Source organism: Bartonella sp. MM73XJBT (assembly GCF_028618465.1).
GTDB lineage: Bacteria > Pseudomonadota > Alphaproteobacteria > Rhizobiales > Rhizobiaceae > Bartonella.
The window spans coordinates 1-16,065 of the sequence record NZ_JAQISY010000030.1 but is presented as its reverse complement, the minus strand read 5'-3'; the positions used below and the strand labels follow the sequence as shown (position 1 = coordinate 16,065).

Genomic DNA, 16,065 nt, shown 5'->3' with positions numbered 1-16,065 from the left:
CCAGCTCCAAAAGTTGGAAAGGCTTTGTTTAAAGCCCTCCCACACATTGCCAAACCACTTGCCAACAGCGCTAAGTCCCTGTTTGAACTTTTGCCAATGGGCAGAGAAATCAAAGGCAGCAGCAATATTATTAGTCTAAAGTGAGAAGAATAAAACTGTTGTTGAAAGGATTGATAATAATTCAACTTTAATAGGTGATAAAAAACTATCTGTTTCACTTTATAAAACATAAATTACAAATATAACAATTTGTTTAAATTAAATTTATTTTTATTACGTATTGTTTTATATTTATTAATTTCATTATAGAGTTCTGCTAACTGCTCTTAATATTTTACAATAATAAATCATCTTTAATCATAATTTAATTATACAAATAAGAAATAGCGACTTTTTTATTACATAATCATCTACTTTATTTTTACTTTAAACGATATATGAGCTTATATTGATCTGGGGAGTAACATATTAAAGCACATGTTAAAAACTATAATCAAAATTAGTTAATGTAGCAAAGGGGGAGAATATGTTTGTCAATATAGATAAAGTTGTCGAGGAATTAAGAGAAAATAAATTTTCTCACATTGCCTCTAAGGAAGTTAATATAAGAGCGAATGAGATAGCCGATTTAGCCCGTTTGAATAAAAGTTGGGACTATTTACCTCTCGATCCTTATATGAAAGAAGGTGATACCTACAGGAGAAGATGCTTTGGCAAATTTATCGTGGATATCGCTAACAAAACAATAGATTTTTTAGATGATAACATTTTTTTCAAAGTTCTGAAATCAATAGTTACGCAGGTGGGATCGAAAGACAACTGCCCAAAATGTCAGATGCGATATCATCGAATGTTATATTGCACAAAATCATTAGAAGTACACTTAACACTTTTTTGATGTATAAAAACAAAAAAAGCAAAGTGTGGGATATCTTTGTACACCAATTTCGTATTGAAGAAAAAAAAGGAATACAAGGGAATCCTACACCTGAAGGTATCCATAAAGACGGTCATACATTCATAAGTATGCACATGATCAGCCGGCATAACATTGAAGGTAGAGCATCATATATTTATGATGAAAACAGAAAAAAAATAAAAGAAATAGTTTTGAAAGGAAATTTAGAGAGCATACTGTTGGATGATATGGAAATGTACCATTCAGCCTCTCCAATTTCATCACGAAATGATGAAGAAGGCTTTAGAAATTTAATGGTTATCGATTATAGAGAAAGAATATAATGAAAATCGCAATAACCGATAGAATAACTGAAATAAGTGAGTTTGAAAAACCACTGGCTGACTTGGGGGCTGAATTTTATTTCTTCAACTCTTTAAATGAAAACAACTTTCCTGATGCAATTCTAGAGGAAATTGATGCTCTATTAATCTGGCATGCAAAAATAACAGAGAAAACAGCAAAAAAATGCGTAAGTGCAAAATAGCAGTACGATTTGTGGTATTGGTTATGACCAAGTAGACTATGCAGCACTTAGAAAACATGGTATCGAATTTGCTAATAACCCTTCTTATTGTATAGATGAAGTAGCTGATACCGCATTAACCATGATTTTGGAGGGGTGCAGGCAGGTATCCAGACATAATGAGTTAGCAAAAAAATATGATGAAACATGGCAAGAAAATAATCTTAAAACATTCCGTCCAAAGCATAAGACCATCGGATTGATTGGCTTAGGTAAAATAGGAAAAGCAACGTTAGAAAGGTTAAGGCCTTTTGGGTTTAAAGTGATTGTCTATGATCCATATATTGATGAAGGTTTAGCAAAATCACTCAATTTTAAACTTCTAGAAGATATGAACGCGCTTTTAGAAGAATCTGATATAGTATCATTGCATTGCCCTCTTACAAAAAAGACCATGGGAATGATTAATTCAGAATTCCTCCAAAAGATGAAGAAAAACGCTATCTTAGTGAATACTGCAAGGGGTAAAATCTTGAGTGATTTTGATTGTTTAGAAAAACATCTAAGGAGGAATCCTGAGTTCCATGCATTCCTTGATGTTCTGCCCATAGAACCACCAAATAGCCACCCTCTCATTAAAGCTTGGAGAGATAATGCTGATTGGCTATCATCAAGGTTGGTTATTAACCCACATAATGCATATTTTTCAGAAAGCTCTCATATTGATATGAGAAAAGATATTGTTGCAACAGTCATATCTTGTCTATACAAAAAGAAAATGAAAAACTTAGTGGTCTCCTATGATGAATAATATTTACTGCGTTGGACGCAATTATGTAGAACACGCATATGAACTGGGCAATATTGTTGAAGATGAGCCTGTTATATTTAGCAAGCCAAACAGTTCACTTGTGTTAGGAAATCAAATTTGTCTCCCTGACTTTTCTCAAGAAATACATTTTGAAACTGAAATTGTGCTTAGAATCTCAAAGGACACTTTTATGGTCAATGAAATAGAAGCTGAAGAATGTTACGATGCAGTAGCGGTAGGTCTTGATCTCACAGCAAGGGATTTACAAACAAAACTAAAAGAAAAAAAGCTTCCTTGGCTTTTGTCTAAAGGATTTAAAGGAGCCGCATACGTTTCTGACTTCATAAGCAAAGAAAGAATAAAAAACCCAATAATTTTTGAAATGAAGCTAAATGGTGAAACGAGGCAATTGGGCAATACAAAAGATATGATCTTTAGCTTTGAGAAAATAATATCATTCTTAAGTCGCTACATCCAACTAAAGAGTGGCGATATAATATATACAGGCACTCCACAAGGTGTAGGCAAACTTTCTTCACTTGATAGAATAGAATTATACCTAGAAGATAAATTAGTTTCAGAAATAAAGGTCAAATGAATCATCAAATAGTTACCTTTTTTATAGTCTCCTTATTTTTAGTCATATCCCCTGGGCCCAATATGACTCTTATCATCGATAACGCAACGAGATTGGGAAAAAAGAATGCTCTCGCTAACGTTGCTGGATTATGCACAACAACATATGCCCATGGAGCATTTTCCATACTAGGTGTGTCAGCAATTATTCTCAACAATAAAACGCTCTTTTTTTAGTAAAACTTATGGGCGGCTGCTATTTATTATATATGGGAGTTAAATCGCTTAAATCCGGAATAAACAACTTAAATTCAAGAGAAATAATATCACAAAATGAAAGCAATACTAAGGATGAGGTAAAGATTTTAACCAGCTACGTAGATGGTTTTATGACGCAAATACTAAACCCAAAGGTATCGATATTCTATATCGCAGCTTTTCCAAAATTCCTGTTTTCTGGTGGTAGTATTAAAACAGGGTTTGAACTTGTAACCATACATTCCTTTAATATATTTGCATGGTTTACTTTGATGACCATTTTTATATCATTTGCGCGTATCATTTTAAAAAAGCAACGCGTAAAAGGATATATTAATATAGCGACAGGAACCGTTTTATCTTTGTTTTCTTTTTTTATTTTCTTTGGATAATTTCATTTTTTGATAATAAGTTGCACGACTTTCAGCAAAATCTTTTCATAGTCTTGTTTATTGCTATTCATATCAGCATTTAGATCCCCGCTAGAGCTGATACGAGCATGAATGCTTCCTTATTTTTATACATATAACTGAGTTATGAATTCATCTAGCGTACTCTTCCAATTTTAATAAATTAAAACTAGTGATCATCTCTTTAGTGAAAGTTTTAGCTATCTTATTGACCTTACTATCACCAAAATGTACCATAAATCGCAGCTTATAAATACTGAGAAATCATAGTAGACTTACAGTGACTGCCCATACTTAGAGGTTATCTTTGATCAATAGATATGGTAAATATATTTGGCCAATTTCGCCGAATAGAGAGCAATTATAGCTTAAGTTATAGTCAATCTATAAAAATTTCTTTGCTGTTTGCAATATTCCAGTTGAGAAACATGCTAGACAGCAATTATCCTGTAACGGTCATTTGCACTCTTGCAGATTACACCTGTATTCCCGTGTCAGCATCCCATTTTCTATGCAGTAAGTTTTTCGGTGAGAGTTGCACTTTTCCATTCAGTGCATGCATACGAGGTTTTTAGTTTAATAAAGTAAGTACTCGTATACACCTTTTTCAGGATTGGATATATCCGTTTGCCATAGCTATCACTCAATAATCAAAGAAGTACAATAATTTCATTATCTCAATAGCTAATTGCTGCGTAATACTTAAAATGTCTTTGGTATCTTAGTTGGAAAGTACTCATAAGACCACATTTTGAATGAATATTCGAATTTAAAAACGCGGTCAAATCTGATTTTTTCCAAAGAGTATAATAAACTTATGCCCTCTCCTCCATAATAGAAATAGTGATCAAAATAAAGAAATTACACGCCTGTTTCTTTTATTGCCCACATTCATTAGCAGAATTTTGCTTGGTGTATGACATACGATAATCAAGTTAGTATACTGTTTTATTAAAAAGTGCACAATATTTTCTTTTTTAATATTAATTTTATTTTTACGTTTACTTATGGAATAAAATTGACAAATTTTTATATCCGTAGCTCTTAAAGTCGTCTAAAGCTTTATTTCTCATTGTTATTTCTAAAAAAGAAGCGATTTTTAAAATAAGAAGTATTCTTTTTTTGAAAATAACTTGCAATAATATATAAATATAATTTAGTATTTATGAGCGTATATTTACATGTATATTATTGATTTTACTATCAATCAATTACTAAAGTACGACACAATGTCTAAGAAGGTTAATTCATTCATGAAACTCTTTTTCTAAAATTAAAAAGACTTTTCATCAAAAAGATATATCCTATATACTACATAAAATCGCTGCGGAGATGCCTTTATGTTAAATGTACAAGCTGTTTCAATTCCACTCACTTATTCCATAACTAAAGTGTTAAGACAATTTTTAGTTGTTATTTTCTTGACGCTTTTAGTGCCATTCCTAAGTGGTTGTGGATTTAATACAATACCAACAAATGAAGAAAAAGCACATGCCGCATGGAGTGAAGTACTCAACCAATATCAACGCCGTGCAGATCTTATTCCTAATCTCGTGGAAACTGTCAAAGCCTATGCTGCTCATGAACAAGCTGTTTTTACCAATGTTATTGAAGCACGTGCTAAAGCAACGCAAGTAAACATCAACACAGATATGTTAAATAACCCAGAAATGATGCAACAATATCTCAACAATCAAGCAAATTTATCAAGCGCTCTCTCACGTCTTATGGCTGTTGTCGAAAATTATCCTGATCTTAAAGCAAATCAGAATTTTCTTTCTCTTCAATCACAATTAGAAGGAACTGAAAACCGTATCTCTGTTGCACGCCGTGATTATATTGAAACAGTCCGTATTTACAATACAGCACTTAAGACAATGCCAACAATGATTTGGGCAAAATTATGGTTTCGTGATGCTAAGCCTATGCCAACATTTACGATTGATGCCAATAGCCAGCAAACTCCAAAGGTCAATTTTAATTAATGAAACTGTTTCGACATTCTATACAACGCAATGTTTTATTATATTTATGGACTTTTTTAAGTGCTCTATATCTAGTCATTGTATTGGGGAATGTCGCTTACGCACAGAGCAAATTTCCTCCCTTAACAGGCTATGTTAACGACGTGGCTCATTTGCTGGATAATGCAACAAAGCAGAATCTAACAGAAAAATTAGCTGAACTCGAAGAAAAAGCTGGAGATCAAATTGTCATTGTAACTCTTCCTACCCTTTCAGGAAGCGATATAGAGACGTACAGTAATGCTCTTTTTCGCAGATGGGGGATAGGTCAGAAACAAATCAACAATGGTGTATTACTTGTCATTGCCCCTAATGAACGTGAAATGCGTATTGAAGTAGGCTATGGTTTGGAAGGCGTGCTCACTGACGCTCTTTCCGCAGTTATCATTAATAGCTTTGTTCTTCCCAATTTTCGTGAAGGAAATTATCAAAAAGGAATTGTCGAAGCAGTTCATGCAATTATCAGTGTCATTACAGAAAATGATTCTGATTTTTCTATTCGAATCAAAGAAAAGGCTAATATTGTTGAAGCACAACGCAAACAAGCTGAAAAAGAAGAAATGATAGCGAGTGCAATCATCTTTTTAATATTTTTTATCATGTTTGGTTTGCCTATTCTTGCAATGATCTTTGGAAAAAAAGTAGGACCCCAAAAATATCTCTGGATGGGAATCGTTTTTACACCTTGGTTTTTTAATTTAAATGCTGGCAGCAGACATTCTGATGATATTTTTGGCAACAGTTCAAGAGGTAGAGGATCATTTGGGGGAAGGAGATCATCTGGAGGAGGTGGTTTCTCTGGTGGTGGTGGATCATCTGGTGGTGGTGGTGCAACAGGAAGATGGTAAAATAAAAACACATTATTCAAACGTAGCAAATTCTTAAGATAAAATTTGCAACTGTATTATCTTACTTTTAATAAAATATTTGACATCTTACTCTATAGCTCTTTTATTGATATAATGCTACTTTAAACACCAACATAAATATTGCTCATGACATTTGAATTAAAACATGTTGATCGTGATCACTTATCACATCAATTTAAAGCGGTTTCTGCAAGTTCACCAGTGGAATGGAAAGTCAGCAATAGCTTGATCGAATATCCTAAAGCACTGCGTTATATGCAAGAACATGTAGAAAACATTCTTGCAAAAAAAGCCCCTGAACAGGTTTGGCTCCTTGAACATCCTTCCCTTTATACAGCTGGTACAAGTGCAAATAAAAAAGATCTTTTAGCACCTCATTTGTTTCCTGTTTATGAAGCAGGGCGTGGTGGTGAATTTACATATCATGGTCCAGGGCAACGTGTTGCTTATATTATGCTTGATCTTAAACGCCGAAAACAAGATATCCGTGCTTTTATTAGTGCACTCGAAGAGTGGGTTATACAAATGCTTGCAAAATTTAATATTAAAGGTGAACGCCGTGAAGATCGCGTTGGTGTCTGGGTTCAACGACACAATTTCCCATCAACACAAAGCGGTTTGCCTTCTGAAGATAAAATTGCAGCTATTGGCATTCGCGTGCGTAAATGGGTGAGTTTTCATGGAGTTGCTATCAATGTTAATCCTCATTTAGCGCACTATTCAGGGATTGTTCCCTGTGGCATTACTAATTATGGTGTAACTAGCTTTTTTGATCTCGGTTTTCCTGTAACAATGCATGATATTGATATTGCACTCAAACAAACCTTTGAACAAATTTTCGGTCCAACCATTGATATTTCCTAACTGCATTGATTTTTAAATAAAAAGCAGGCATAAAATTTATTTTCGTGAAAACTATATTTTATGAGGTGGATAATCAAACGCTATGAGCGATAACAGCAAAGATCTTTTTAGTATTTTAAATAATGCGCAGTCTCGGATAAATACAAAAACAAAAAATCCGCAATCTCCCATGAACTCAGAAGCAATAGCTTCGAAAAAAAATACAAAAGATACACAAGAAGATAGCTATAATGCTCTCTCTATTCGCGTGCTTGAAGGGTTAGAACCTGTACGTTTACGCCCTGGAATGTATATTGGTGGAACAGATAGTAAAGCACTTCATCATTTGTTTGCTGAAATTATTGACAATGCCATGGATGAAGCCGTTGCTGGTTATGCAGATTTCATTGACGTATCATTAGATAGAAATGGTTATTTAACGGTTACGGATAATGGACGTGGCATTCCTGTTGAAAATCATCCTCAAATGCCTGATAAATCTACTCTTGAAGTTATTATGACACAACTCCATTCAGGTGGAAAATTTGATGGAAAAGCTTATCAGACTGCTGGAGGACTCCATGGAGTAGGAATTTCTGTCGTCAATGCTCTTTCTGACGATATGGAAGTCGAAGTAGCACGAGAACGAAAGCTTTATCGACAACGCTTTTCAAGGGGTATTCCTCAATCTGGATTGGAAGATTTAGGTGATGTTTATAATCGTCGTGGTACACGCGTTCGTTTTCATCCTGATAGTAAAATTTTTGGCGAAAAAGCCGCTTTTGATCCAGAAAAAATTTACACAATGGCACGCTCAAAAGCCTATCTTTTTGGTGGTGTAAAAATTCGCTGGAATTGTGATCCTTTCATCCTTGAAGACACAAAAAATATTCCCGAAAAAGCTGTTTTCCACTTTCCTGATGGACTTAAGGATTATTTGCTCTCATCACTCAAAGATGAATATCGCGTAACGTCGGAAATTTTTTCTGGAAAAACAAATCACTCTAATGGTCATGGCTCTGTTGAATGGGCTATTGCTTGGCATGGTGGTGATGCTCATGTACAATCTTACTGCAATACTATTCCCACTGGAGAAGGTGGAACACATGAAATGGGACTGCGTCAAGCTCTTTTGCGCGGATTGAGATCTTACGCTGAATTAATAGGAAACAAGCGCGCTGCTATTATTACATCCGATGATGTGATGATTTCAACAGCTGCAATACTTTCAGTTTTTATAAAAAATCCTGAATTTGTTGGACAAACCAAAGATCGACTAGCAACAATTGAAGCACAGCGTATTGTTGAGAATGCAATACGCGATCCTTTTGATCATTGGTTGACCAATTCTCCACAAGAATCAACAAAACTCCTTGATTGGGTTATTGAACGTGCTGAGGAACGCGTTAAACGCCGCCAAGACAGAGAAATAAACCGAAAAACAGCTGTGCGTAAATTACGCCTGCCTGGGAAACTCGCAGATTGTAGCCAAAACTGTGCTGCTGGAGCTGAATTATTCATTGTTGAAGGTGATTCTGCTGGTGGTTCCGCTAAACAAGCCCGAAACAGAGCAAATCAAGCAATTTTACCTCTTCGTGGGAAAATACTTAATGTAGCCAGTGCTGCACACGAAAAAATGAATTCAAGCCAAACAATTAGTGATCTTATCCTTGCGCTTGGATGTGGAACAGGCTCTAAATATCGTGAAAAAGATCTCAGATATGAACGTATTATCATTATGACGGATGCAGATGTTGATGGTGCCCATATCGCCTCACTCCTTATTACTTTTTTCTTTCAAGAAATGCCCGATCTTATTCGTCAGGGACATTTATATCTTGCAGTCCCTCCTCTTTATAGAATTTCACAAGGAGGTAAAATTGCTTATGCGCGTGACGATACGCATAAAGATGAATTGTTAAAAACTGAATTCACAGGGAAAGCTAAAATTGAAATTGGACGTTTTAAAGGACTTGGAGAAATGCGCGCTGACCAGCTTAAAGAAACAACGATGCATCCTGAGAAACGTACATTGCTACGCGTTTCTATTGACGCAATGGAAATGCAAAAAACGAAAAATATTGTAGAAAGTCTCATGGGAACAAAACCAGAAGCACGGTTTCGTTTCATACAAGAAAACTCTACTTTTGCTTCCAATCTCGATATTTAACGTGCAAAAAAATTCCCTCTTCAAACCACTGCTGCTGCATCAATCACGCGTAGCTGTGGATTGATTGTTCCATTCCAATAATTCAAACTCAAGTTACCAGCCAAATGGATCATTTCACCAACATTTCTCAACAGAAAATCACCAAGTGATGTCCCCACAGCACGGAAAGCTATTCCCTGCAGCTTTTTGCCTTCCATATTAGCCATCATAAGGCGAAGATGTCCTTTACCCACTTCAGACAAATTCATTAATCGGTGAGAAGGAAGAACAAAAACAGGTGTTGTATTCCCCGAACCAAAGGGGCCGGCTTTTTCAATCATATCAAAAAGCGCTTTATTGGCACCAGAAGCAGAAAGACAACCATCTATATTGAGAGACTTTTTAGCACGCAACTGTGAAACCGTTGAAGAAACTTTTTCTGCCATCCATTCTCGAAAAATTTCAATTTTTGTTGATTGGATTGTAAGTCCTGCTGCCATACTATGCCCTCCCCCCTTTTCTAATAAATTGAGTCTAACAGCTTCACGCACTAGAGCGCCTAAATCTATACCACTGATTGAACGTCCCGATCCAACCCCACTTCCATCTTCTTTCAAAGCAATGGCAAAAACAGGACAAAAAAAACGCTCTTTTAAGCGGGATGCAAGAATACCAATAATTCCTGGATGCCATTCTTGGTGAGCAAGTACAAGGGACAGAGGCGTTTCCCTATCTTGATAAAGAGAATCAATATAAGATTCTGCTTGCGCTAATTGAATACTCTCCATTTTTTGGCGTTCTTGATTAAGAAGATCCAATTGTTCTGCTATTTTGTCTGCTTCATCTTTATCTTCACAACTGAGCAAACGTGCTCCCAAAGCTTGGTCGCCAATACGCCCTCCCGCATTAATCCTCGGACCTAACAAAAAACCTAAATGAAAACTATTCAGTGGCTCACCTATATGCGCAACCTTTGTTAAAGCTCCTATCCCGTGATTATGCATAGAACGCGCAACTTCGAGTCCTTTTACCACAAAAGCACGATTAACACCTTGTAAGGGAACGACATCACATATGGTTGCCAAGGCAACAAGATCAAGCATACTGAGAAGGTCAGGAAGTTTTCCTGCAAATTTCTTCTTTCGCAATAAATGATGGACCCACGCTAAGGTAACAAAGACAACGCCAGCAGCGCATAAATACTCTTGTCCAGAAAAGTCATCAGGACGATTAGGATTGACAAGCGCAACAGCTTCTTGATGAATCTCTGACATTTGATGATGGTCTAAAATGATAACATCAGCGCCTGCAAGTCTGGCTGCTTTGACTGCATCTGGGCTGTTCGCACCACAATCAACGGTGATAATCAAATCAGCACCTTGTTGTACCAACATCCTCATCGCTTGTTCATTGGGACCATATCCTTCAATAATACGATCAGGAATATAAATTTTTACTTCGATACCCAAATAACGCAGAAAGCGCGCCATGAGCGCCGATGAACAAGCACCATCCACATCATAATCACCAAAAATTGCAACCTTTTCTTGCTTCAAAATAGCTTTCACGATGCGCTCTGCTGCACATTGCATATCGATAAAACTTTCTGGATCAGGCATAAGCGTACGCAGTGTTGGATTGATAAAAGCAACAGCTTCTGATTCATCCACATCTCTTGCCGAGAGAACACGAGCTAATTGATCTGGAAAACCAAACTTTTGAGAAATAGCGCGCGCATTATTTATCCCTTGAATATCAAGGGCATCCAACCAAGCTTGACCACAAGCAGAAGATTCAACATTGAGAAAATAACGGGACCGCTGCATTGTTGCATACTTTATAATGAAGGCGAATAAAATACAATCATGCGTTCGAGATAAAACAGTCTTTTGCCACATTCATTTTCAATAAAATATACATAAACACCTCTTTATATGGGGTATCATGATACCTCAATTATAACATATTGTTTTATAAAGTTTTTATTTTCTCTTGACGTAAATCAAAAGACATTATATCAGAGCAGACAATACGCGTTAAATATTTCGCTATGGTACAATTTTCAACGCAAAACAACAAAAATGCCCTTCGTGATAAGGGTTTTGATATAAGGATACTTCTATGGCAACTTTTTCACAAAAGCCAACTGAAGTGGTGAAAAAATGGGTTATTATTGACGCTGAAAACCTCGTTTTAGGTCGTCTTGCCACATTTGTTGCTAACCGCTTGCGTGGTAAACATAAAGCTACATTTACTCCACATGTTGATGACGGTGACAATGTTATTGTGATCAATGCAGATAAAATATCTCTCACCGGTAAAAAATATACCGATAAAAAATATTATTGGCATACTGGCTATATCGGTGGAATTAAGGAGCGTACAGCGCGTCAGATTCTTGAAGGTCGTTTTCCTGAACGTGTTGTTGAAAAAGCTGTGGAACGTATGATTCCTCGTGGGCCTCTCGGTCGTCGTCAATTGAAGAATCTCCGTGTTTATGCTGGGAGCCAACACCCGCATGAAGCACAACAGCCAGAATCTCTTGACGTTGGTGCTTTAAACCGCAAAAACAAAAGGATTGCTTGATTATGGCTGAAATTAATTCTCTTGCTGAGCTTAGTGTTGTCACAAATACTGTAGAAGCTCATGAAAATGTCGCTCCCATCCATGTGCAAAAACTTGATTCACAAGGACGTGCTTATGCAACAGGAAAACGTAAAGATGCTGTTGCACGCGTATGGATCAAACCAGGCTCTGGAAAAATTACCATTAACAATAAGGAATTTGACCAATATTTTGCGCGTCCTGTTCTTAGGATGATTCTTCGCCAACCAATTGTTGCAACAAACAGGGATAGCCAGTTTGATATTGTTGCAACCGTTGCAGGTGGCGGTCTTTCTGGACAAGCTGGTGCGGTGCGCCATGGTATTTCCAAAGCTTTAACCTATTACGAACCTGAACTTCGTACAATCTTGAAAAAAGGTGGCTTTCTTACCCGTGATAGCCGTGTTGTTGAACGTAAAAAATATGGTAAAGCAAAAGCACGTCGTTCTTTCCAATTCTCAAAACGCTAATTTTAATTTTTCTGCAATACATGGAGCCTCGTTTTCAACGAGGCTTTTTTGTTTCCTAAAACACAATACTCCTATGGCATGAGATTTGGCTTGCTCATCAATACTCTTTATGAGAAAAATGTAGAGGGGAAGTTTTTTATCTGTTAAAATAAAATAAGGATGCAAAATGCCTTATTTTGTAGGTAAGGACTGGAAATCGTCCATAAGAGCTTCAGAACTTCGATTTTTATTTTGAGAATTTGTGCTTTAGTAATTCAAACATAAATAACTTGTTCACATCTCCGCGCTTGTTTGCAGAAACATTTGCAATATACCGTCAGTGATCTCACAGGCTTCTTTGTGCTTTTTATACAATTGTGTAACAAAGTTTCAGTCTAAAAAATTCTTTACCATTGAGATAAAATGCGGAACAGAAATGGGCTTTGACATATATTCTTCACACCCACTGGCGCGAATTCGTTCTTCATCCCCTTTCATCGCAAAGGCTGTTACAGCAACAACTGGGATAGATCGAAGCTCCTCATCCTCTTTTAATTGCTTAATAACATCTATCCCTGATACTTCAGGCAATTGTATATCCACAAGGATAAGTGAGGGCATGGATGAACGAGCCAAATCTAATGCCATAAGGCCATTGCGCGTCTCAACAGTTTCATAGCCACTCGCTTCGACAAGATCACGGAATAACTTCATATTCAGTTCGTTATCTTCCACGATCATGACTTTTTTTGACATTACTATAACTCCACCCTTTGAGATAAATAAATCAAGAGAAATGAATACATACTCCCTCTCAGTTAAGATAAAATGATAAAAAAAATTGTAAACTACAAAGAGCCTCAATAATTTTTGTTACAAGCATTTTTTCGCAAATATTTACCATGCTTATCACTTCGTTTTTTCATTTTATAAGCATAAAATCATAATAACTGTAAGTTTATCGTGTATTTTTTGAACGGATATACAAAATTTATGGATATCTTGGTAACGCAGAAGCTTTTTCATCGTAGAAAAATATAAACCTCAAATTTAGCTCAAATATACATTTCAAAGAGGGAAAAAATATAAATCACTGTGATATGCATTGGTTTTTTGAGTGGAAACAATCAGCGTTTAATTTGTTAAATTAGAGCGTTTACTATTATAAGATTTTGTTGTCTCAAACATTTGTATGATACATCAACAAAGCTCTTCAATAATACATTCAGAACAAAGATTACCGATGAATTTTAAACGAAATTTTGGAAGAAATCACACATGCAATTAGTGCAAAATTAAATGCAAAAGCGCTAACAATATTGGAAAATCTCATTATAAATTCTCAACATTTCCTTCCCACTTATTTCCTCTTTTTTATTATTATTCAAAAGGAATTAGTAAGAAAATATGAACATAGAGAAAACTCTTTCAATCTTTTGTAATTTCTATACATCAATCACATGAGTTTTATCATTGATAAGCAATAACATCTGTATAGCTCTAGGCTTATTGTGCAACACCAGATGAAAGCATCATTTTTGTTTATTGAAAGAGAGGATATGAAGCTTTATTTTGCTCTTTTTCTCGTTAGCCAAAATTGAGAAATAAGCCTAACTAAGTTTTTTTAATAATAGAAAATTACTTTTGCACAATATCATAATATAACCTTTAGATTTATAATATAAAAACATTGCACAGAAAATTATATAAAGCATATCTAGAAGATAATAATTCTGCAATAATATTAATAAGATCATTCATAAAAAATATTTACAAATATATAAAATAATTATTGAAAATAAAGCTTACTTAAGCTGATGAAGAATTCATATTATAATAGACGTATTGTATGTATAAAACATTTTTATTTTAAGATTTCTATTCATTTTGTGATATTATTATATATAAATAATAATTTATCATAATAAATAACACTTATTCATCATGAGTAATCTTTTTTAATATCATTATAATACATAAATTTAAATTATAATATAATAAGAATACATATGAAAAATCCAAATTAAAATATATCTTATCATAAACAAAAACATCCCTGAATCGGTTTTAGTCATGGCTTTTAAAGCATGTTTACAATATTACCGATCTCAGAAATGTCTTGCCAGCTATTTTCTAATAAATTAGAAACAGCATCTCCTCACTTTACGAATTCCTCTAATTGAATTCATGCGCAATGCCATGAACAGCTCCTGCTATTCCGCCTTCTATTGCTCCAGTGACCATTCCGGTTGGTCCACCAGGAAAACCCGACATTGCACCATGTACTGCACCAGTGCCCATTGCATGAGAAATATGACTTATACTGTCTAACCAACTTGATGAATGTGAGCTACTGTGTGAATCATGTGATGAGCTTGAACTACCCATTTTAACTTCTCCTTAATTTATTAAAATAACGTATCATATTGATACAGCTAAAATGGTTGGCATGCGGTTTAGAACACTGTCAAATATAATTATAAGTTAAAATAAAATAAAAATAATGCATACATAATAAATACAGTATGTGTTTATTATGTATATGTAAAAATATATTTTAATTAAATAATAATAAGCTCTACAATACTGTTAAAATATGCGACATCCATCGCTCTTTCTCTTAACAAAATCATAAAATCAAATGAAGCATTCACAAGAAAAACTAGTATCATTCTCTTGGTTTACAAGAACAACAAAGAAATATATCTATTATGTCATCGAACTTAGTTGCGTTGCTGTCGTTTTGCGCTTACTTGGCTTGGTGAATCCTTTTATTTTTCAAGCGATTATCGACCGTATTCTCCCTTTTCAGCGTATTGAAAGTCTCTATGCTATCGTTGTCTTGATGGTTGCTATTATGTTGTTTAGCACGGCTCTTAGCACTCTATCAGGCTACTTAGGAGCTTATTTAGCCAATCGGCTTACGCTAGAATTTGGACGGCGCATTTACACCCATGTGTTAAGCCTTTCCTTGCCTATTTTACGCACTTGGCAAGTGGGAGAATTGTTTTCACGTATTGGAGAAGTTGACACAGTTTACGGGATTTTAACAAAAAAACTCTGTAAAATAATTAATAATAAATAAAATATTATTATTTTTTACAAACCAATATATTTAATGATATAATTAACAATATTTATCGCTATAAATACCATAATTCCTAGTAACAATGATTCTTTTCCAGCTTTTTTCCAACTATAACTGTTAAACCTGTAGTAAAACATACATAACAAAATAGCTATAATTAGTGGAAGAAATAATTTTATAATTTTATAAATAATATCCATAACAAAAAAAACATATATTTACTATAATAAATAATAGATATCCCTGAAATCAGCTGCATCCTTAGCTTTTAAAGCTGCTTACAATATTACTGATCTCAGAAATATCATGCTCACTATTTTCTAATAAAAATTAGAAACAGCATTCTTTATACTTTATCGATGAGAACATTCATCTATCTTATCGAGCAAAGCATTACCACCTTGCTCTGCTGCACCCAATAACAATCCAGTGACAGCGCCTTTTGGTCCTTTATATAGACCCAAAAATCCCCCTACTATTGCGCCTTTAATGCCATTCATACCCACTTCATAAACATAACCACCCGGACCACAACTATCAGAGTGAAACCAACTTGATGA

At 35.0% G+C, this 16,065-nt stretch carries 15 protein-coding genes and 1 pseudogene; 12 read left to right on the top strand and 4 right to left on the bottom strand.

Going from position 1 to position 16,065, the window contains the following annotated elements:
* Positions 1-526 precede the first annotated feature (526 nt).
* From PVV69_RS10085 to parE, 9 genes and pseudogenes are all read left to right on the top strand, one after another.
* A pseudogene (locus PVV69_RS10085) lies at positions 527-1,242 on the top strand (2OG-Fe dioxygenase family protein).
* On the top strand, positions 1,242-1,445 hold the full coding sequence (locus PVV69_RS07955) for a hypothetical protein (protein ID WP_273757088.1): 204 nt from the start codon (positions 1,242-1,244) through the stop codon (positions 1,443-1,445). The pseudogene PVV69_RS10085 and the gene PVV69_RS07955 overlap by 1 nt, the downstream one beginning before the upstream one ends.
* Positions 1,435-2,235 carry an NAD(P)-dependent oxidoreductase gene (locus PVV69_RS07950; protein ID WP_273757087.1) on the top strand — a complete coding sequence of 267 codons (801 nt, stop codon included), beginning with the start codon at positions 1,435-1,437 and terminating at the stop codon, positions 2,233-2,235. Before PVV69_RS07955 ends, PVV69_RS07950 begins: the two co-directional genes overlap by 11 nt.
* A complete protein-coding gene (locus PVV69_RS07945; RefSeq protein WP_273757086.1) occupies positions 2,225-2,833 on the top strand; it encodes a fumarylacetoacetate hydrolase family protein in 609 nt (202 codons plus the stop codon). Before PVV69_RS07950 ends, PVV69_RS07945 begins: the two co-directional genes overlap by 11 nt.
* Positions 2,834-3,056: 223 nt before the next feature.
* Positions 3,057-3,461, top strand: a complete 405-nt coding sequence (locus PVV69_RS07940; protein WP_273757085.1) for a LysE family translocator — start codon at positions 3,057-3,059, stop codon at positions 3,459-3,461.
* Between the two features lie 1,358 nt (positions 3,462-4,819).
* A complete protein-coding gene (locus PVV69_RS07935) occupies positions 4,820-5,464 on the top strand; it encodes a LemA family protein (protein WP_273757084.1) in 645 nt (214 codons plus the stop codon).
* On the top strand, positions 5,464-6,351 hold the full coding sequence (locus PVV69_RS07930) for a YgcG family protein (protein WP_273757083.1): 888 nt from the start codon (positions 5,464-5,466) through the stop codon (positions 6,349-6,351). The genes PVV69_RS07935 and PVV69_RS07930 overlap by 1 nt, the downstream gene beginning before the upstream one ends.
* A 147-nt stretch (positions 6,352-6,498) precedes the next feature.
* A complete protein-coding gene (gene lipB / locus PVV69_RS07925; protein ID WP_273757082.1) occupies positions 6,499-7,236 on the top strand; it encodes a lipoyl(octanoyl) transferase LipB in 738 nt (245 codons plus the stop codon).
* A gap of 82 nt (positions 7,237-7,318) precedes the next feature.
* Positions 7,319-9,385, top strand: a complete 2,067-nt coding sequence (gene parE / locus PVV69_RS07920) for a DNA topoisomerase IV subunit B (protein ID WP_273757081.1) — start codon at positions 7,319-7,321, stop codon at positions 9,383-9,385.
* 20 nt (positions 9,386-9,405) lie between these two features.
* Here parE and recJ read toward each other — a convergent pair whose 3' ends face one another.
* Positions 9,406-11,190 (bottom strand): single-stranded-DNA-specific exonuclease RecJ, encoded by a 1,785-nt coding sequence (recJ, locus tag PVV69_RS07915; protein ID WP_273757080.1) that lies wholly within the window; start codon positions 11,188-11,190, stop codon positions 9,406-9,408.
* Between the two features lie 295 nt (positions 11,191-11,485).
* Here recJ and rplM point away from each other — a divergent pair, with 295 nt between their 5' ends.
* Both rplM and rpsI read left to right on the top strand, forming a co-directional pair.
* Complete coding sequence (rplM, locus tag PVV69_RS07910) at positions 11,486-11,950, top strand: 50S ribosomal protein L13 (RefSeq protein WP_273720993.1); 465 nt, start codon at positions 11,486-11,488, stop codon at positions 11,948-11,950.
* Between the two features lie 2 nt (positions 11,951-11,952).
* Positions 11,953-12,438 carry a 30S ribosomal protein S9 gene (gene rpsI, locus PVV69_RS07905; protein WP_273720992.1) on the top strand — a complete coding sequence of 162 codons (486 nt, stop codon included), beginning with the start codon at positions 11,953-11,955 and terminating at the stop codon, positions 12,436-12,438.
* Positions 12,439-12,807: 369 nt separating this feature from the next.
* Here the strand turns inward: rpsI and PVV69_RS07900 are convergent, their stop codons facing one another.
* Complete coding sequence (locus tag PVV69_RS07900) at positions 12,808-13,173, bottom strand: response regulator (protein WP_208441924.1); 366 nt, start codon at positions 13,171-13,173, stop codon at positions 12,808-12,810.
* 1,419 nt (positions 13,174-14,592) lie between these two features.
* The gene (locus PVV69_RS07895) at positions 14,593-14,805 is read right to left on the bottom strand and encodes a hypothetical protein (RefSeq protein WP_273757079.1); all 213 of its coding nucleotides are present in this window, start codon (positions 14,803-14,805) and stop codon (positions 14,593-14,595) included.
* A gap of 253 nt (positions 14,806-15,058) precedes the next feature.
* Here PVV69_RS07895 and PVV69_RS07890 point away from each other — a divergent pair, with 253 nt between their 5' ends.
* A complete protein-coding gene (locus PVV69_RS07890) occupies positions 15,059-15,502 on the top strand; it encodes an ABC transporter transmembrane domain-containing protein (RefSeq protein WP_273757078.1) in 444 nt (147 codons plus the stop codon).
* A gap of 356 nt (positions 15,503-15,858) precedes the next feature.
* Here PVV69_RS07890 and PVV69_RS07885 read toward each other — a convergent pair.
* The coding region (locus PVV69_RS07885) for a hypothetical protein (protein ID WP_404978378.1) at positions 15,859-16,065 on the bottom strand (207 nt) is incomplete at its 5' end.